Genomic DNA, 18,560 nt, shown 5'->3' with positions numbered 1-18,560 from the left:
ATGAGCTGAAGAATTTCTTTAGCTCTTTTTTGGTGGCTTAAGTATTTTTCACATGAAAGGTTGATGACAATGGCCCAGCATTGGCAGGAAATGCTTCCGATTGACAGATATGCAGTTTCCGCTAGAGGACTTCTGCATGAATATGACCGGAAAGTGCTGACCTTTTTGTACCAGCCTTTAATCGGTTCTACTTGCTTTAGCTTGTATATGACACTATGGTCTGAGCTGGAAGAAAATAGATTATGGTCTAATTCCAACACCCATCATAGCCTAATGAACTTTATGGACTTAGGCTTAAGTGAAATTTACAAAGCGCGCATAAAGCTTGAGGGGATCGGCCTACTTAAGGTTTATGAAAAAAAGGATAATAGTTCAAGGTCATTTATTTATGAACTTATTCCTCCATTAACACCGGAGCAATTTTTTTTAGATGGCATGTTAAATATATATTTGTATAGAAAAATAGGCAAAAATCAGTATGCGAGGCTGAAACGCTTTTTTTCTGAAGATAGTTTGCAATCTAAAGACGATTATTCTGAGGTGACTAAATCATTCCAAGATGTATATATGACCACTTATATAGATTCAATTTCTTATGATGTAGAAACAGAACAAGCGATGAAGGCTGCAAACGGAAACAGTTTTATTGGCAGGGAGGAAAACGATCCCATTCAAATAAGTCATGACATATTTAATTTTGAACTTCTTGAAGCAGGATTGAATGAATCTCTCATTCCGAAGAAGGCTCTGACGAATAAAGTGAGGAATGCAATTAGCAATCTTGCATTTTTATATGGATTAGATGCTATTCAAATGAAAAATATCGTCATTAGTGCCATTACGGAGGATGACGAAATTAATATTGAAGAATTGAGAAAATCAGCTCGTGATTGGTATCAATTTCAACATAATGACCAGCTCCCATCTCTTGTTGACCGCATACAGCCAGTTGCACATAGAATCCAAAAGAAGGAGGCGTTATCGAGAGAGGAAGAATTATTGAATGCTCTAGAGATTACTTCCCCTAGACAGGTTCTTAAGGATATTTCAGGAGGGGCAGAGCCATCTAAAGCAGATCTTCAAATTATTGAAGATGTTATGTTTCACCAAAAGCTTTTACCAGGAGTCGTTAATGTTCTTATTCAGTATGTTATGCTTAAATCAGATATGAAATTAACAAAGGGATATGTTGAAAAAATCGCTAGCCATTGGGCAAGGAAGAAAATTAAAACAGCGAAAGAGGCAATCGATTTAGCAAAAAATGAGCATAAACAATACATGGAATGGGCTGAAGGGAAGAAGAAAAGAACGAAATCGGCAGGAAACAAGAAGGTGATCCGAACAGAAATGCTTCCTGATTGGTTTGAAGAAATCGATAATCCTGCCCCAGAACGTAAAAATAAATATAATGAAGAAGAACTTGAATTGAAAGAGAAAGAATTAAATGAAATATTAAAAAGATTACAAACGGGAAAGGAGGGTAAGTAATGGAAAGAATTAATGATACATTAAAAAGATTGGCTGGCAACGAGGACTTCCAGAAGAGGTATGAACTGCAGCGAAGACAAACATTAAACCATCCAGATGTAAAGGCCTTCTTAAAGAGCCATGAGGACCAATTAACAGACAGCATGATTGAGAGAAGTTTGGTCAAACTGTATGAGTATTGCAATCTGAGCAAAGAGTGTAATAAATGTCCTAGTCTCGACGGCTGTGTGAATTTTATGAAGGGATATCATCCTAAACTTGTCATTCAAAGAGGAAGTATTGATATTCATTATGATACATGCCCTCGGAAGATCGTAGAAGATGAAAAACGTAAAAATGAAAAACTAATTCAAAGCTTGTATGTTCCTAAAGATATTATTGAGGCTTCTTTTGCTTCAATTTACAAGGATGCCGAACGAATTGATGCAGTTAAAAAAGCAGCATCGTTTAGTATGAACTATACACCAGGTTCTAGGCAAAAGGGGTTGTTTTTTCACGGGAAATTTGGAGTAGGCAAGTCGTATTTATTAGGAGCAATCGCTAATGAACTCGCAAAAAAGAAAATATCTTCAATGATCGTTTATGTTCCTGAATTATTTAGAGAACTGAAAAACTCGATAGCAGATTCTACACTGAATGAAAAGATTGAAAGAATCAAAAAAGCTCCAGTCTTAATGTTTGATGATATCGGTGCCGAGACCATGTCAAGCTGGACAAGGGATGAGGTGCTAGGTCCTATTCTTCAATTCCGTATGCAAGAAAGTCTCCCTACATTCTTTACGTCTAATTTTGATTTTCAGGAGCTTGAGCATCATTTAACATATAGCCAGCGCGGCGAGGAAGAAAAAATGAAGGCGAAACGGGTAATGGAAAGAATTAAGTATTTAGCTGAACCCGTTTTAGTTGAAGGTCAAAATAGAAGGGTATAAAAATAGTTAATACAAACATGAAGTAAAGCAAAGGTCTTAGTTGAACCTTTGCTTTATTTTTTTATTGTATAGGAAATTAAATTTTCGCTATCTGTTGATAACTTGAGATATAGTTTATCTACGTTCAGCTCCAGCGCCTACCTCCGACGTACAGGACGTACTAGTGTCGACAATGCGACAGGACAAGGAAAGCTACGTCAGCGCCACATCGCACGACCAAAAGAGAAGCTTTTGGGAGGACGTCGCGTTTTTGTCGACCTCGAGGTCACAAGCTTGTCTAGTTACGGCTCCTAGGGACTCGCGTCATAAGCCGATCCCTTCCAGAAGACAAAGAACGTCTTCTTACAGGGCTCGTCTTATGCAGTCGTCCCTAAACAGTCGCCTTCACATTTCGATCAATCCTCCCAGAAAGGTAAAGAACACCTTTCCGTGAGGCTCGTCTTGTGCTTGTCGGAGGTGAGCACTAAGGAAAGTTTCTTTGAATATTCATCGCAGGAACAATTTGTCCTTTAATTGTTCCGAAGGCGCTTGCGCATTTGTTCTGATTATCCTGCAAAACGTGACAAGGACTTTCAGAAGCCTAAGTCTATTTTGTCCAACTTCCCCATATACATTTATAACAGGAAACTTTTTAACAGGGGGGATTTGGTTGATCGAAATCACTTTCCAGAAGAAAGAAGATGCTATGAATATGTTTGGATATTTACAGTTTTATCTTGCATCTTCTACACTAGCTAATAAAGATATTCTTCAAATTGAAGATCAACATATAGTACGAATAAATATTAATCCGAAAATGAAAAATCATTTGAACATAATAAAAGATGTTTTTTATAAGTTTATAAAAAAAAGCAAACAAGATGTTTGGTTTCGCAGAATTCTGTCAGAGCATTATTATTATAAAGATGAAGAAGAACAGCAGCAAATACTTGAAATTATTCACTCTTTGTTAGAAGGAAACAGGGAAGAGTTAACGGCATTTTTAAATGATATTGATATGGAAGGAGATTTAAAAACAGCGATAAACGATCTTTTTGATGAAAATATTTCTTTTTCTTTTGATTCCTTTGTGAAATTCAGAATGCGCCCATTAATGATCCAGATGGCTAAATATGTAGAAATATCGATTGATGAATATAAGATGGAACAGGAATACCAAATATTTATTCAAACGTTAAGAGATTTTTTAGCGGGACGAAAGGAGAAGATCTGGTCGATTCATTTACTAATTGATGATGGAATACAATTTTTTGATGAGAATTTTTTTGAGATTAAACGCGCAGATCTCAAACGAATGATCGATCGAAAACTTCTGTTTAATCATCCAGTATACGTTGATTCTGTTACGATTGCCCCGTTGCTTTCGATTGCCCCAGCGGTTATTTATTTATATTCAGAGGATATTGAACAACCGCTAATTAGAACAATCCATAATATTTTCGAAGAAAGACTGATTCTTGGATCAATAGATGAATTTTATAAAAATAAAAGAGAGCTTTCATTTATTGCTGATGAAAAAATATAAAGTCCCCTTGATTTTCCTGAAATAACAATCTATAATACGTACATAATAGGAAAAGCAGTTTTTCGTAATATTCATAAGTTATGATGAGGACAAGGGTATTCTTTTTACGGTTTATAGAGAGGGAAGGCTCGGCTGAAAACTTCCTAACACGATTAGAATGCTTACCACCTTTGAACTCCAGTTTTGAATCTTGATTGAAGATAACTGTATCCTTCTCAGTAAAACCTTCCTCTTGACGAAAGAGAAGCAAGAAGGTCAAGGAAGCAAGGGAGAGAGGACCGGAGCGTATCGAATACGTGAGGATCCGACCGAGTGCAGCTGACGAAGAGATTCGCCGCTTATCATTCGTCAAGTAGTATGGGCTGGCGGCTCAATAAGCCGTTATTGAACTACAAGTCATTTTTCTTATTGGAAAATGTGAAGTAGGGTGGAACCACGTGTTAATAACAACTCGTCCCTTTTTAGGGGCGGGTTTTTTATTTTTTTAGAGGAGGAAAAAATGATGTCAGAAGTTATTAAAGTGTCGTTTCCAGATGGTGCCGTAAAGGAGTTTCCTAAAGGAACGACAACAGAAGATATTGCCGCTTCAATTAGCCCTGGATTAAAGAAGAAGGCAATTGCAGGAAAAGTAAGCGGTCAAATGTATGATCTTCGTCGTCCAATTGAAGAAGATGGAGCGGTCGAAATTATTACACAGGATAGTGCAGAAGCTATAGAGGTTCTGCGTCATAGCTCTGCTCACTTAATGGCCCAAGCAATTAAACGTCTATATAATAATGTTAAGCTTGGTGTCGGTCCTGTTATTGAAGGCGGATTTTATTATGATATTGATCTTGAGGAATCTTTAACACCTGAAGATCTTTCGGTCATTGAAAAGGAAATGAAGAAAATCATTAACGAGAATATTGATATTGTTCGTAAAGAAGTTAGCCGTGATGAGGCGATTCAACTTTACAAGGAAATTGGCGATGAGTACAAACTTGAGCTCATCGAAGCCATTCCTGCTGATGAAACAGTAACAATTTATGAGCAAGGGGAATTTTTTGACCTTTGCCGTGGTGTTCACGTCCCATCAACAGGCAAACTGAAAGAATTTAAATTATTAAGCATTGCGGGTGCATACTGGCGCGGAAACAGTGATAATAAAATGCTTCAACGCATTTATGGAACTGCCTTCTTCAAAAAAGAAGATTTGGCCGAGCATTTACGCTTGCTTGAGGAAGCAAAAGAGCGTGACCATCGAAAGATTGGGAAAGAATTAAACTTGTTCATGAACTCTCAAAAGGTAGGTCAAGGCTTGCCAATGTGGCTTCCAAAAGGAGCAACGATTCGCCGCATTGTTGAGCGCTATATTGTTGATAAAGAAGAACGGTTAGGCTATAACCATGTATACACACCAGTGATGGGAAGTGTTGAGCTTTATAAAACTTCTGGCCACTGGGATCACTACCAGGATGATATGTTCCCTGTCATGGACATGGATAATGAGCAGCTTGTTCTTCGTCCAATGAACTGTCCTCACCACATGATGATTTACAAGCATGGCATTCATAGCTACCGTGAACTTCCAATTCGAATTGCAGAATTAGGAACAATGCATCGCTACGAAATGTCAGGTGCCTTATCCGGTCTTCAGCGTGTACGTGGAATGACTTTGAACGATGCACATATTTTCGTTCGCCCAGATCAAATCAAAGAAGAATTTAAACGTGTTGTTCAATTAGTTCTTGAGGTTTATAAGGACTTTAATATTAATGACTATTCTTTCCGTCTGTCTTATCGTGATCCACAGGATACAGAGAAATATTTCAACGATGATGAAATGTGGGAAAAAGCACAAGCAATGTTAAAAGAAGCGATGGATGAGATTGGACTAGACTATTTTGAGGCTGAAGGAGAAGCTGCCTTCTATGGTCCGAAATTAGATGTCCAAGTAAAAACGGCTTTAGGTAAAGAAGAGACACTTTCAACCGTTCAATTAGACTTCCTTCTCCCTGAACGCTTTGATTTATCGTATGTTGGAGAAGATGGAAAGCCGCATCGACCAGTTGTTATCCACCGTGGTGTTGTTTCAACAATGGAACGCTTTGTAGCCTTCTTAATTGAAGAGTATAAGGGGGCGTTCCCAACTTGGCTTGCTCCGGTTCAAGTTCAAGTGATTCCTGTTTCACCAGATGTACACTATGACTATGCGAAGCAAGTTCAGGAGCAGCTACAAGCGGAGGGTTTCCGTGTTGAACTAGATGATCGTAACGAAAAAATCGGCTATAAAATCCGTGAAGCTCAAATGCAAAAAATACCATATATGCTCGTAGTTGGTGATAATGAAGTGGCTGAAAAAGCTGTCAATGTCCGTAAATATGGAGAGCAAAAATCCGAAACGATTTCCTTTGCGGACTTTATTGCAGCATTGAAAGAAGAAGTAAAGAATTAATGAATTGGAGAGGCTTTTGCCTCTCTATTTCTATATAGAGTGGAAAATTACGGCCTCGGACAAGTAAATCAAAAATTGGACAATAAGTTGGAACTTCACTAAAATGAAACAAGGTATTTCTCTATAATATTGAGATTTTCACTTTAATAGTAAATTTATTAAGTGATATATTTAAATCTCAAAAATGTATTGCATGATTTCTAATCTTTTGTTACAATTTTCTTCGTTGTAATAAAAATGATCGTTTGACATGATATCATCCTTTGTGATATAGTAGCTAAGGTAATTGAATACAGTTTGAGGAAAAGAAGAAGCACCCGCTTCTCACCTGATTGACGCAAAGAGCAGTTGGCAGGTTTTACGTGAACATTGTCTGTTTAATTTTTGTCCGTAAAGTGTGGGTGTTAGCATCCGCACTTTTTTTATTGGTTTAAAACAAATCTGCTTTTATTAGCAGAAATGTTATGTATACTTGCGATTTAGCTTTTGTCTGGTGCAGTTGACTTCCTTTGAAAAGTCATTCTTGACCCAAACATTGTGTTCGCATTAATCCTTGGAGGTGTCTAACTATTAGCAAAGATATGTTGTTAAACGAGGGCATTCGCGCCCGTGAAGTTCGTCTCATTGACCAAAACGGCGAGCAATTAGGCATTAAATCAAAAATCGAAGCACTTGAAATTGCTTCACGAGTAAATCTTGATCTAGTTCTTGTTGCACCGAATGCGAAGCCTCCTGTAGCCCGTATCATGGACTATGGTAAGTTCAAATTCGAGCAGCAGAAGAAAGAGAAGGAAGCTCGAAAAAATCAAAAAATTATCAGTGTTAAAGAGGTTCGTCTAAGTCCGACAATTGAGGAACATGATTTTAATACAAAACTTCGAAACGCTGTTAAATTCCTTGAAAAGGGTGATAAGGTAAAAGCGTCTATTCGTTTCAAAGGACGTGCCATTACTCATAAGGAAATTGGCCAGCGCGTTTTAATTAAATTTGCCCAAGCATGTAATGAAGTGGCTACAGTTGAATCACATCCAAAAATGGATGGTCGAAGCATGTTCATGGTCTTAGCACCTAAAATTGAAAAGTAAGAGGAGGAATCCCTAATGCCAAAAATGAAAACTCACCGCGGCGCTGCTAAGCGTTTTAAAAGAACAGGTTCTGGAAAACTTAAACGTTCACATGCATACAGAAGCCATATGTTCGCTAATAAATCTCAAAAACAAAAGCGTAAACTTCGCAAAGGAACTCTTGTTTCTTCAGGCGATTACAAACGCATCCGTAACTTACTAGTAAATCTTAAGTAATATCCGAAATTAGGAGGGAAATCATATGCCACGTGTAAAAGGCGGTACAGTTACTCGCAAACGTCGTAAAAAAGTTCTTAAATTAGCTAAAGGTTATTTCGGTTCAAAACATACATTATACAAAGTTGCTAACCAACAAGTAATGAAATCATTAATGTATGCTTACCGCGATCGTCGTCAGAAAAAGCGCGACTTCCGCAAACTTTGGGTTACTCGTATTAATGCAGCAGCACGCATGAATGGTCTTTCTTACAGCCGTTTAATGCATGGTTTAAAGCTTGCTGGCATCGAAGTAAACCGCAAAATGCTTGCTGAATTAGCAATCGCTGACGAAAAGGCATTTGCTGAATTAGCATCTGTTGCAAAACAAAACTTAAGCAAGTAATAAGAAAAGCAGAAGGTGCTTAGCTAATGAGGAAGGCAGATAAAAATGCTGTCACAAGTCGCTGGTACCTGGAGCTAAATATAAATGAAAAGCCATTCTCAAAAGTTTTGAGGATGGCTTTTCATTTAGGAACAATTTAATAGTAAATGTCCTAATAACGGCCTAAAGCGGATATGAAAAGAGCAGAAGCCCCTAATGGACCACTTAAGGTAGAATTTCGAAGAGAAGTGGTCTATTAAAGTTCTAAATGGACCACATAAGTTGAAATTCCGAAGAAAAGTGGTCCAATAAAGTTCCAAATGGACCACAGATGGCACAATTCCGAAGAAAAACGGTCCATTACTACGAGATTTGTGTCCTACATATTAGAATAAAATAGTGCGTTATTTTGTAAGTTAAAAAGAAGGCTATAATAACCATTTTAATAGTAGAATTTTATAGAGTGATAGAATATTTTCACAGAGGTGATACGATGCTTAAATTAATTATTTCCAGTTTTATCATAATGAATCTCGTTGGAATTTATATAATGAAAGTAGATAAGAAGAAGGCTAAATTGAAACAATATCGTATAAGTGAAGGGACTCTGTGGCTTGTTGCTTTCTTATTTGGAGCGGTCGGAATGACGCTGGGAATGAAATTATTTAGGCATAAAACAAAGCATTTCCAGTTTAAATATGGACTTCCATTCTTATCAATTGTAGAAATAGGCCTCTTCCTATATCTCATTAATCTTTTGTCATAACGATCTCGTCCCTTCAATAAGCTGTAAGAGACAACATGGAAATCAGCAAAAAGAGGGTGAGAAAATGAATGATCAGTTATCATTATTGTTTGTGATGGTTGAAACAGCTGGCATATTAGCTCCGATTGCCTTTATATTATTTCATGTCCTTAGACAGTTTTTATTTATTCCAGTGCCACTTGTTTGTATTACTGGGGGAATATTGTTTGGGAGCATTTTTGGAAGTATATTTTCCATTATTGGTTTAATGATGAGCAGCATCCTCTTTTATTTTCTCATTAGCCGTATGCCAAAAACTCATTCGAAACTATCGAAATTGAAAAAACGGTGGTTCGGTGAGTATCGTAATTTGAGCGTAGGCCAGGTTGTGGTCTTAAGGCTTATTCCATTTATTCATTACCACTTATTAAACTTCTGTTTAATTGAGCGAAATAGAAGCTTCCATGTTTATCTGAAAAACTCATGGATAACAAATTTTCCATTAGCCATTTTCTATACAGTGTTTGGTGAATTTATTAGTCGCTTTACTCCATCTATGATTCTCCTTATTTTATTTTCTTTAGGAATTCTTGTATTTATATTAAGAGAAAAAGTCACCATCATAAAGTGGAAAGAATTTTTTAAAACAGCATAAGTTAAAAGTAAAGGGGCATCTCTTAAGTCGACTTTTCGGCTTTGAGACACCCCTTCTTTCGTTTTATCAGTTTATCCTTTTAGATTAATGAATCTCAGTTATGTTCACTAAAAGGTGTTTCAGGCTTTTTGCTCTTTTCCATGAACTCTTTAATCGGGCTTTTCCAGTCAATTTTAGCATTTGGGTAATTTTCAACTATTTTTCTTTCAATAAATTGTAAATCTTCACGCACCATCCCTTTTAAAGCAGCAACACTATGAGGCCAAATAAATATAGAAATCACTTCGAAAGCGTTTTCGGTTGTTCCTAAATATTTTTCCCCTTCAAATAGGACGCCTTTATAGGTAATTAGAAAATTTTTACGTACATTGTCTTGATCATCTAAAAAAAAGTACCGTTTTTGCTCATGTGCAAGTTCTAGCTTGCGTTTCGGGTTCAAAAGGTATTTAATGATGCTGTATATGAGAAAAATAATGAGTGCAAATAGCAGGAGACGTATCAGCCACATCATAACAAGACCCTCCAAAGTATTTTCTATTCATTACGAATAACTCAACAAAAAGTTTCAACTTTTTTTCTTTTTGATATAATTTTTGTGGCTAGTAGAAAAGTTTAAGTTAATTACTGGACTAAAGTGGTGTAAAGTTAATAACAATTAGGATGGTGTTCTTATGAATTATCAAAAATTATTGGCTATGCAAAAAGGCTTAGACGAGCATATAGAAACGAAGCATCAATTACATAATGAAGATCTATTTGAACGAAAAGTGCTTGCTTTATTAGTAGAATTAGGGGAATTGGCGAATGAAACAAGGTGTTTTAAATTTTGGAGCTTAAAGTCTTCATCTCCACAGGAAATAATATTAGAAGAATTTGTTGATGGTATTCATTTTATTCTTTCCCTTGGGCTAGAGTGCGGCTTTGACCAAGAGGATGATTTTAAAGGTGAAGTAGCAGGAAAAAGTAGCTTAAATGATCAGTTTTTATTTGTATATGATCTTATTAGTAAATTCAAACATAGCAAATCATTGGAAGATTATAAAAAACTTTTTCAGGCATATATTCATTTGGGTGAGCTGCTAGGAATTAATGCAGAAGCAATGGAAAAGGCATATATTGATAAAAATGAGGTTAATTATGAGAGGCAGAAGCAAGGATATTGAAGCTGTACTTTAAGATAGATTGAACTTCCTTCAGGCTTTTATTGAAAAAGAAGTATAATCGCTTCTCTATAAAATTATTCTCTACCACAGTTTTTTTGCTGTGGTAGTTTGTATTGGCCATTAAATTATTTTTAGAATCATCTGCCCCATTAATAAACAAAGAATTGTAATTAATAAGGTTTTTGCTATTTTCATAGAAACTTTTGGCAAAATAAATAGACCAATTTGAGAACCAATAATAGAGCCGAAAGCCATGGAATAAGGCCATTGTATAAAGCCTGTTTGGTAATAGACGATAAAACCTCCAGTACAACTTCCAAAAATTAAAACTCTTGTCAATTGAACAGCTTTTATATAAGTGTGGTGGTTTTTTATATAATAAAGTATTCCAAATATCGGATTACAATTTCATGGTTTGAATGAATCGCTGCGTTCCGTTATGGCTGGATATGGAGCAATGCTTGCTCCTTCATTAGGGGTTGAAGAATATGTAAAACGTAGGGAAGTGGGCAGAGTTAAGGTAAAAGGAGTTGAAATAAGCCGGCCTGTATTTCTTTGCAGCAGAAAAAGTGATGATAGTATTTCAAATAATGTTAAGAAATTTACTGAGTTTGTGAAAAGTATTTATCTTTTAGAAGGAAGTCGGTTTTAATTAGCTAATAAATACACTTTAATAAGTACAAAATAAAAAAGCACTTTTCAACTTGAAATTCTTTTTGATTGGCTGTGTTAAAGCTCAGTGTTGATAATACTATTTTGTTGTTGATTCACACTGCAGGCGCGAGATCCTCGAAAATGCATTCGCATTTCCTTCGTGCGATGTTTATTCGGGGAGGATTATTCAACGTCCTGCGGGAGAAGCGAGTCAAAGGGAGACCCCACAGGAGCGATAGCGACGAGAAGGCTTCCGGACCGCCCGCTACGCTTTAGTGCCTGCAGCGGAAATCAACAGAGAAGTTTAACATTGCCTTTGAATTAATAGGAAATTTTAAGTTTATTACTTATGTATAAACATATGAAAAGTTAAGTTTTTCTAATAATTCTTTATATTCATGATTGTCTTTTGTATAATAAATTTGAATATATATTAAGGGAGTCGAAATAATGACAAAACTAGATGCAACATTAACAATGCTTAAGGAATTAACAGATGCAAAAGGGATTCCTGGCAATGAGCGTGAACCGCGTGAAGTGATGAAAAAATACATAAGTGAATATGCTGATGAAGTGACAACAGATGGTCTTGGCAGTTTAATTGCGAAAAAGGTTGGGAAAGAAGGCGGCCCGAAAATTATGGTTGCTGGTCACTTAGACGAAGTTGGCTTCATGGTTACAAATATTGATGAAAAAGGTTTTCTTCGTTTTCAAACGGTTGGTGGCTGGTGGTCTCAAGTAATGCTTGCCCAACGTGTAACGATTGTGACAAGTAAAGGGGATGTCACAGGAGTTATTGGATCAAAGCCTCCTCATATTCTTTCACCAGAAGCGCGTAAAAAGCCTGTTGAAATTAAGGAAATGTTCATTGATATCGGTGCTTCTAGCCGTGAAGAAGCACAGGGCTGGGGAGTAAAACCTGGTGATATGGTTGTTCCATACTTCGAATTTACAGTGATGAATAATGAAAAGATGCTGCTTGCGAAAGCATGGGATAACCGTATAGGCTGTGCAATCGCAATTGATGTATTAAAGACTTTAAAAGACACTGACCATCCGAATGTTGTTTATGGAGTTGGAACAGTGCAAGAGGAAGTCGGACTGCGTGGTGCTCGTACATCTGCTCAAAAAATAGAGCCAGATATTGCTTTTGGTGTTGATGTAGGAATTGCTGGAGATACACCAGGAGTTACGGAAAAAGAAGCACTAAGTAAAATGGGAAAAGGTCCACAAATTATTCTCTATGATGCATCAATGGTTTCTCATAAAGGGTTGCGTGACTTTGTAACAGATACAGCAGATGAATTAAATATTCCATATCAATTTGATGCAGTTCCTGGCGGAGGTACAGATTCAGGTGCGATTCATATAACACATAACGGTGTACCTGCGCTTTCTATTACAATCGCAACTCGTTATATTCATTCTCATGCTGCAATGCTTCATCGAGATGACTATGAGAATGCAGTAAAGCTTATTGCGGAAGTTATCAAGCGATTGGATAGAGAAACAGTTGATAAGCTTACGTTTCATTGATCATATTATTTAAGAAAGATCATTTTTGAATTTTAATATAAATTATGCCCCTGTAAATGTGAAAACTAAATTAAAAATACCGCTTGTTTATGAATAACAAGCGGTATTTTTTCTTTAATGAGTATGTTTAAGTTTATTAACGAATTAAATAGCTGTGAAGTTTCGATGTGCCTTTTCTAAAAAAGTGTTTAGAAGCCGTTCACTATTTCAATCCGCTCTCCAACGTTTGCAGCATTTCCTGCTGATCCTGTTCAGAGGAGTTTTTCCAGATTACTTCAAACAGTACCCCTAAACCAGGCAGCATTTTTTCTTCCCCGTTTTGAATAGCATCAACAATTGTATCCTTCAGTTCATCCATTGAATTGCCGGAAACATTGTGTATAATTGCATTTCGTAAGTTTAAGTTCATTTCTTGCCCTCCTTAAAATGTTTCAATTCGTTATTATGATTTCTATTTTTGGATTTATTATGTATTTGAAATGGGCTATAATAAGAAAATTGATATAAAAGCTGAAGGGCTTTGTCAGTCGTGGGGCAGGGTCCAGCGTGCAGACAATTCTCTACCATAAAATTTGCATTTACATTTTATTAAAAATAGAAGGAGTGAGAGTGTGAGATATATTCACTCTGCAAGTAACCCACAAGTGAAGCAATGGAGGAAACTTGTAACAAAAAAGGAACGTGACAAAACAGGTACATATTTAGTTGAAGGCTTTCATCTTGTCGAAGAAGCATTATCAAGTGAGCAAATGAAAGAAATCATTGTTGGAGAAAATACTGGCCTTCCCCCTTCTTGGGATTATGGGGATATACCTGTTACAATGGTAACGAACGAAATTATTCAAAGCTTATCGGATACAGAAGCGCCACAAGGGGTTATTGGTGTATGCCGCCAGCAGACATTTGATGCTGCTAATGTAGAAGGACATCGTTTCTTGCTGATTGATGCAGTTCAGGACCCTGGCAACTTAGGTACAATGATTCGAACTGCTGAGGCTGCTGGAGTTGATGCAGTCATAGTCGGGGAAGGAAGCGTTGATATTTTCAATCCAAAGGTGCTCCGTTCTGCTCAAGGCAGTCATTTTCACCTTCCAATTATTAGAGGGGAATTGGCAGAATGGATTCAAAGGTTTAAAGAAATGAATATCCCTGTGTATGGCACAGCTTTAGAAAATGCAAAAGTATATACGGAGATACAAAGTTCAGAAAAATTTGCTTTAATTGTTGGCAATGAAGGTAGCGGTGTAAGGAAGTCTGTATTAGCGGAAACAACAGAAAATCTGTACATTCCCATTTACGGGAAAAGCGAATCATTGAATGTCGCGATTGCGACTGGAATTTTACTTTATTTCTTAAGAAAGTAAAATTGGGCGATAATTTTTGTAAAACCGTTTGAAACAATGTGCAGAATATACTATAATAAACAGCAAAATTATATGTTATAAAACAATGACGGAGAAAAGTAGCTTGCATGGAACTTTTCAGGGAGAGAATGCCTTAGACTGAGAGCATTGTCAAGTGATTGCAAATGAACATTCACCTCCAGAGTTGACGTCGGGACCATTGATTTGCTTATTTTAGTTAGATATTATCTAGGCTTATCAATGTAAAGATGTACCGGATTAAGCCGTTATCTTAATGAAGCGAATACATAAAGCTGCCTATATATGCTTTTTGTGTTAAAAAGGGTGGTACCGCGAATCCAAAACCTCGTCCCTTTATAGGGATTAGGTTTTTTATTTTGCAAAAAAACAGGAATTAAAGGAGGATTTTAAGATGCAAGAGCGTTTAAAAGAATTGCAAACTGAAGCGTTGGAAAAAATCAGCCAAGCATCTGATTTAAAAGAATTGAACGACATCCGTGTATCGTACTTAGGGAAAAAAGGCCCGATTACAGAAGTTTTAAAAGGGATGGGAAAATTATCGGCTGAAGATCGCCCGAAAATGGGAGCACTTGCGAATGAAGTAAGGGATGCAATTGCGGCAGGAATTGAAGAGAAACAAAAACACTTAGAAGAAGCCGCTGTTCAAGAAAAACTCGCGCTTGAGAAAATCGATATTACATTACCAGGGCGTCCAGTCAAAACAGGAAATCTTCACCCGCTAACACGTATCGTCGAGGAAATTGAAGATCTATTCATTGGTATGGGCTATACAGTTGCTGAAGGTCCGGAAGTAGAAAAGGACTATTACAACTTTGAAGCATTAAATTTACCGAAGGATCACCCTGCTCGTGATATGCAGGATTCATTCTATATTACTGACGAAATTCTTCTTCGTACCCAAACTTCTCCTGTACAAGCGAGAACTATGGAAAAGCATAAAGGAAAAGGACCAGTAAAAATTATTTGTCCAGGAAAAGTATTCCGTCGTGATAATGATGATGCAACCCATTCCCATCAGTTTATGCAAATTGAAGGACTTGTAGTAGATGAAAACATTCGTATGAGTGATCTTAAAGGGACATTAGAAGTGTTTGCAAAGAAATTATTTGGCGAAGATCGTGAAATCCGTTTGCGCCCAAGCTTTTTCCCCTTTACGGAGCCTTCTGTAGAGGTTGATGTTTCCTGCTTTAAATGTAGCGGCAAAGGCTGCAATATTTGTAAAAAAACAGGCTGGATCGAGATTCTAGGAGCAGGAATGGTTCATCCTAATGTATTAGAGATGTCAGGCTTTGACTCTAAGAAATATACAGGCTTCGCTTTCGGAATGGGAGTTGAACGGATTGCGATGCTGAAATATGGCATTGATGATATCCGTCATTTCTATACAAATGATATGCGTTTCTTAAAACAATTTTCCATTCAAGAATAAGAAGCTAGACAAAAAGAAAAGCGGAGGCGACTGTCCAACCCCGACAAGCATAAGGCAAGCTGCCGGGAAGGTTGCACTTTAACCTTCCTGGCAGAATGACTTATGACCTCGAGGTGTTAGGAGCCGAAGCTAGACAATAAGGAGGACTTTACATGTTTGTATCATATAAATGGCTGCAGGATTATGTAGATTTATCAGGCATTACCCCTGCTGAGCTTGCAGAAAAAATTACGAAGAGCGGGATTGAAGTTGAAGGCGTAGAAGTGCTGAATGAAGGAATTCGCGGTGTAGTTGTCGGTCATGTTCTGGAAAGAGAGCAGCACCCGAATGCAGATAAATTAAATAAATGTTTAGTAGATATCGGTGAAGGAGAACCGGTACAAATCATTTGCGGTGCTTCAAATGTCGATAAAGATCAAAAGGTTGCAGTTGCGACTGTAGGTGCCGTTCTTCCAGGCAATTTCAAAATTAAAAAAGCAAAGCTACGAGGAGAAGAGTCGAATGGAATGATTTGTTCTCTTCAAGAGCTTGGCATAGAAAGCAAGCTCGTTGCAAAGGAATTTTCTGAAGGAATTTATGTTTTTCATCAAGATGCTGAAGTTGGAACAGATGCGATCGAGCTCTTACATCGCGATGACCAAGTACTTGAGCTAGGCTTAACACCCAATCGATCTGATTGCTTAAGCCTGCTTGGAGTTGCCTATGAAGTGGCAGCGATTTTAGGCAGAGAGGTGAAGCTGCCAGAGACAGATTATGCTAAGTCGAATGAAAACGCTTCTGATTACATTCGTGTTGATGTAGAAGCAACAGAAGATAGCCCTTTGTACATTGCAAAAATAATTAAAAATGTAAAAATTAAGCCATCACCATTATGGATGCAAGGCCGTTTGATGGCATCGGGTATCCGTCCGCATAATAATGTGGTTGATATTACGAACTATATTTTGCTTGAATACGGTCAGCCGCTTCATGCATTTGACTATGGCCGTCTAGGTTCAAAGCAAATTCTTGTTCGCCGTGCAAAAGATGGAGAAATCATCCAAACATTAGATGAAGCGAAAAGGGAATTAACTTCAGAGCATCTTCTCATAACAAATGGCCAAGAACCAGTTGCACTTGCAGGTGTTATGGGAGGTTTGGATTCTGAGGTACAATCTGATACCAAAACAGTTCTTCTGGAATCAGCTTATTTTAAAGGTGCAACAGTTAGAAAAGCGTCTAAAGATCATAATCTTCGCAGCGAAGCAAGTGCACGTTTTGAAAAAGGAGTAGATCCAAATAGAGTAAGAGCAGCGGCTGAAAGGGCTGCACATCTTTTAGCAAAATATGCTGAGGGAGAAGTATTAGCAGGCTCTGTTGAAGCAAATACGCTTAAAGTAGAACCTGCTGTTGTCTCTGTAACATTAGAGAAAATTAACCGTGTGCTCGGATTAGAATTAGAAATGAAGGAAGTTGAAGACATTTTTGCACGCCTTCAATTTGAAACAAATATTGATAACAATACAATTATTGTTACTGTGCCTACCCGCCGTGGTGATATTACAATTGAAGAGGATTTAATAGAAGAAGTAGCAAGGCTCTTTGGCTATGATAATTTAAAATCAACTCTGCCAATTGGTTCAGCAACTCCAGGACATCTGACTGCTTATCAAAATAAGCGCCGCATTGTCCGCAGATTCCTTGAAGGAGCAGGATTAAATCAAGCGATTACTTATTCCCTTACAAGCGGATTAAAAGCAACTCAATTTGCATTAGAAAATCGTGAACCAATTCGCTTAGCTATGCCAATGAGTGAGGACCATAGCACACTTAGGTTAAGTATTGTTCCCCAGCTATTAAATGTATTGAAATACAATGCTGCACGCCAAAATGACAGTCTCGCTGTTTATGAGATTGGGGATGTATTCTTTTCACAAGGATCAGATAACTTGCCTGAAGAACGAGAGCATCTTGCTGGAGCTCTAACAGGCTTATGGCAAAGCCAACCTTGGCAAGGGGAGAAGAAAATTGTTGATTTCTTTGTGGTTAAAGGAATTCTTGAAGGTTTATTTGCTAAGTTAGGTCTAGAAAAAGCAATTGAATTCCGTCAAACCGGAAAAGAGGGCATGCATCCTGGAAGAACAGCTGAAATTTATTTATCAGGTTCATCTATAGGTTTTGTTGGTCAAACACATCCAACAGTTGAAAAGGAATATGATTTAAAAGAAACATATGTGTTTGAACTTTCATTGAAAGCTATTTTAGAAGCTGAAGTTGAACCACTTCATTATCAATCTATACCACGCTACCCTTCAATTACTCGTGACATTGCACTTGTTATTGATAAGGATAAAGCAGCAGGGGAGTTAGAAAGCATCATTATTGATGCAGGTGGAGCTTTGTTAAAAGAAGTTCATGTATTTGATCTCTACGAAGGTGAACGTATGGAAGCTGGCAAGAAGTCAATCGCCTTCTCTCTTAAATATTTCGATCCAGAACGAACTTTAACGGATGAAGAAGTTGTGAAAGCTCATGATAAAGTTTTACATGCAGTAAAGGAAAAAGCAGGAGCGGTATTAAGAGGATAAAAATAAACTGTCTCTCAGTTAATCTTTGACTGAGAGACAGTTTATTTTTTATATACCTCAAATACCTCAACTCGAATGACTCGAGTACCATCCTGTTTTAGCGGTAAACAGGAATCATTTACTATATCTGAGGTTTCCACTTGTAAAAAAAAGTATCATTTAATGCTGTATATATTAAATCTTTTTCTCTTCAAGCTCCTTTTTTCCTTCAGAATCGTCAATGTCATCCATCATGCCCTTAGTAGAGTTTTTGAACTCTTTCAATGATTGCCCCATTGCACGCCCAATTTCAGGAAGCTTTTTCGGACCAAAAATAATAAGCGCAAGAACGAGTATGATGATTAAACCTGGTATTCCAATGTTTGAAAACATGAATATCACATCC

General features: G+C 37.2%; 19 protein-coding genes and 2 other annotated features. Of the genes, 15 read left to right on the top strand and 4 right to left on the bottom strand.

The annotated features are described in order from the left end of the window. The first annotated feature begins 69 nt into the window (after nt 1-69). From KHA94_RS15335 to KHA94_RS15295, 9 genes are all read left to right on the top strand, one after another. The gene (locus KHA94_RS15335) at nt 70-1,488 is read left to right on the top strand and encodes a replication initiation and membrane attachment family protein (protein ID WP_213102989.1); all 1,419 of its coding nucleotides are present in this window, start codon (nt 70-72) and stop codon (nt 1,486-1,488) included. Continuing rightward, a complete protein-coding gene (dnaI, locus tag KHA94_RS15330) occupies nt 1,488-2,417 on the top strand; it encodes a primosomal protein DnaI (RefSeq protein ID WP_213102988.1) in 930 nt (309 codons plus the stop codon). Before KHA94_RS15335 ends, dnaI begins: the two co-directional genes overlap by 1 nt. A gap of 649 nt (nt 2,418-3,066) precedes the next feature. Continuing rightward, a complete protein-coding gene (gene ytxC, locus KHA94_RS15325) occupies nt 3,067-3,942 on the top strand; it encodes a sporulation protein YtxC (RefSeq protein ID WP_213102987.1) in 876 nt (291 codons plus the stop codon). A 502-nt stretch (nt 3,943-4,444) separates the two neighbouring features. After that, the gene (gene thrS, locus KHA94_RS15320; RefSeq protein WP_213103267.1) at nt 4,445-6,376 is read left to right on the top strand and encodes a threonine--tRNA ligase; all 1,932 of its coding nucleotides are present in this window, start codon (nt 4,445-4,447) and stop codon (nt 6,374-6,376) included. 299 nt (nt 6,377-6,675) lie between these two features. Next, nucleotides 6,676-6,805: a sequence feature (ribosomal protein L20 leader region), on the top strand. A 152-nt stretch (nt 6,806-6,957) separates the two neighbouring features. Beyond that, nucleotides 6,958-7,461: a translation initiation factor IF-3 gene (gene infC / locus KHA94_RS15315; protein WP_213102986.1), complete on the top strand. Its 504-nt coding sequence runs from the start codon at nt 6,958-6,960 to the stop codon at nt 7,459-7,461. A 15-nt stretch (nt 7,462-7,476) separates the two neighbouring features. Next, entirely contained in the window at nt 7,477-7,677 is a 201-nt protein-coding gene (rpmI, locus tag KHA94_RS15310) for a 50S ribosomal protein L35 (protein WP_009333215.1), read from the top strand. Nucleotides 7,678-7,702: 25 nt separating this feature from the next. Beyond that, nucleotides 7,703-8,062: a 50S ribosomal protein L20 gene (rplT, locus tag KHA94_RS15305; protein ID WP_213102985.1), complete on the top strand. Its 360-nt coding sequence runs from the start codon at nt 7,703-7,705 to the stop codon at nt 8,060-8,062. A 472-nt stretch (nt 8,063-8,534) separates the two neighbouring features. Continuing rightward, on the top strand, nt 8,535-8,807 hold the full coding sequence (locus KHA94_RS15300; protein ID WP_213102984.1) for a DUF1294 domain-containing protein: 273 nt from the start codon (nt 8,535-8,537) through the stop codon (nt 8,805-8,807). Between the two features lie 64 nt (nt 8,808-8,871). Then, entirely contained in the window at nt 8,872-9,441 is a 570-nt protein-coding gene (locus tag KHA94_RS15295; RefSeq protein WP_213102983.1) for a TVP38/TMEM64 family protein, read from the top strand. Nucleotides 9,442-9,535: 94 nt separating this feature from the next. On the opposite strand, the gene KHA94_RS15290 is transcribed toward KHA94_RS15295, so the two are convergent. Next, complete coding sequence (locus tag KHA94_RS15290; protein ID WP_213102982.1) at nt 9,536-9,952, bottom strand: sigma-w pathway protein ysdB; 417 nt, start codon at nt 9,950-9,952, stop codon at nt 9,536-9,538. A 160-nt stretch (nt 9,953-10,112) separates the two neighbouring features. On the opposite strand from KHA94_RS15290, the gene KHA94_RS15285 reads away from it, so the two are divergent. Next, the gene (locus KHA94_RS15285; protein ID WP_213102981.1) at nt 10,113-10,604 is read left to right on the top strand and encodes a dUTP diphosphatase; all 492 of its coding nucleotides are present in this window, start codon (nt 10,113-10,115) and stop codon (nt 10,602-10,604) included. A gap of 120 nt (nt 10,605-10,724) precedes the next feature. Here KHA94_RS15285 and KHA94_RS15280 read toward each other — a convergent pair whose 3' ends face one another. Beyond that, complete coding sequence (locus tag KHA94_RS15280; RefSeq protein ID WP_213102980.1) at nt 10,725-10,943, bottom strand: hypothetical protein; 219 nt, start codon at nt 10,941-10,943, stop codon at nt 10,725-10,727. Nucleotides 10,944-11,019: 76 nt separating this feature from the next. Here KHA94_RS15280 and KHA94_RS15275 point away from each other — a divergent pair, with 76 nt between their 5' ends. Then, entirely contained in the window at nt 11,020-11,256 is a 237-nt protein-coding gene (locus tag KHA94_RS15275) for a type 2 periplasmic-binding domain-containing protein (protein ID WP_213102979.1), read from the top strand. A 452-nt stretch (nt 11,257-11,708) separates the two neighbouring features. Further along, nucleotides 11,709-12,794, top strand: a complete 1,086-nt coding sequence (locus KHA94_RS15270) for a M42 family metallopeptidase (protein ID WP_213102978.1) — start codon at nt 11,709-11,711, stop codon at nt 12,792-12,794. Nucleotides 12,795-12,996: 202 nt separating this feature from the next. Here the strand turns inward: KHA94_RS15270 and sspI are convergent, their stop codons facing one another. Beyond that, nucleotides 12,997-13,203: a small acid-soluble spore protein SspI gene (sspI, locus tag KHA94_RS15265; protein ID WP_213102977.1), complete on the bottom strand. Its 207-nt coding sequence runs from the start codon at nt 13,201-13,203 to the stop codon at nt 12,997-12,999. 202 nt (nt 13,204-13,405) lie between these two features. On the opposite strand from sspI, the gene KHA94_RS15260 reads away from it, so the two are divergent. The 3 genes from KHA94_RS15260 to pheT all read left to right on the top strand — a co-directional run bounded on the left by KHA94_RS15260 (nt 13,406) and on the right by pheT (nt 18,175). Continuing rightward, nucleotides 13,406-14,158, top strand: coding sequence for a TrmH family RNA methyltransferase (locus tag KHA94_RS15260; protein WP_213102976.1), 753 nt, complete (start codon nt 13,406-13,408; stop codon nt 14,156-14,158). A 76-nt stretch (nt 14,159-14,234) separates the two neighbouring features. Further along, nucleotides 14,235-14,515 (top strand) — a binding site (T-box leader). A gap of 55 nt (nt 14,516-14,570) precedes the next feature. Continuing rightward, nucleotides 14,571-15,608, top strand: coding sequence for a phenylalanine--tRNA ligase subunit alpha (gene pheS, locus KHA94_RS15255; RefSeq protein ID WP_213102975.1), 1,038 nt, complete (start codon nt 14,571-14,573; stop codon nt 15,606-15,608). A gap of 152 nt (nt 15,609-15,760) precedes the next feature. Next, on the top strand, nt 15,761-18,175 hold the full coding sequence (pheT, locus tag KHA94_RS15250; protein ID WP_213102974.1) for a phenylalanine--tRNA ligase subunit beta: 2,415 nt from the start codon (nt 15,761-15,763) through the stop codon (nt 18,173-18,175). Between the two features lie 174 nt (nt 18,176-18,349). On the opposite strand, the gene tatA is transcribed toward pheT, so the two are convergent. After that, nucleotides 18,350-18,547 (bottom strand): twin-arginine translocase TatA/TatE family subunit, encoded by a 198-nt coding sequence (gene tatA / locus KHA94_RS15245; protein WP_213102973.1) that lies wholly within the window; start codon nt 18,545-18,547, stop codon nt 18,350-18,352. Nucleotides 18,548-18,560: the final 13 nt, after the last annotated feature.

Source organism: Cytobacillus citreus (assembly GCF_018343665.1).
Taxonomy (GTDB): domain Bacteria; phylum Bacillota; class Bacilli; order Bacillales; family Cytobacillaceae; genus Cytobacillus; species Cytobacillus citreus.
This window is presented reverse-complemented; position numbering and strand designations above follow the sequence as displayed.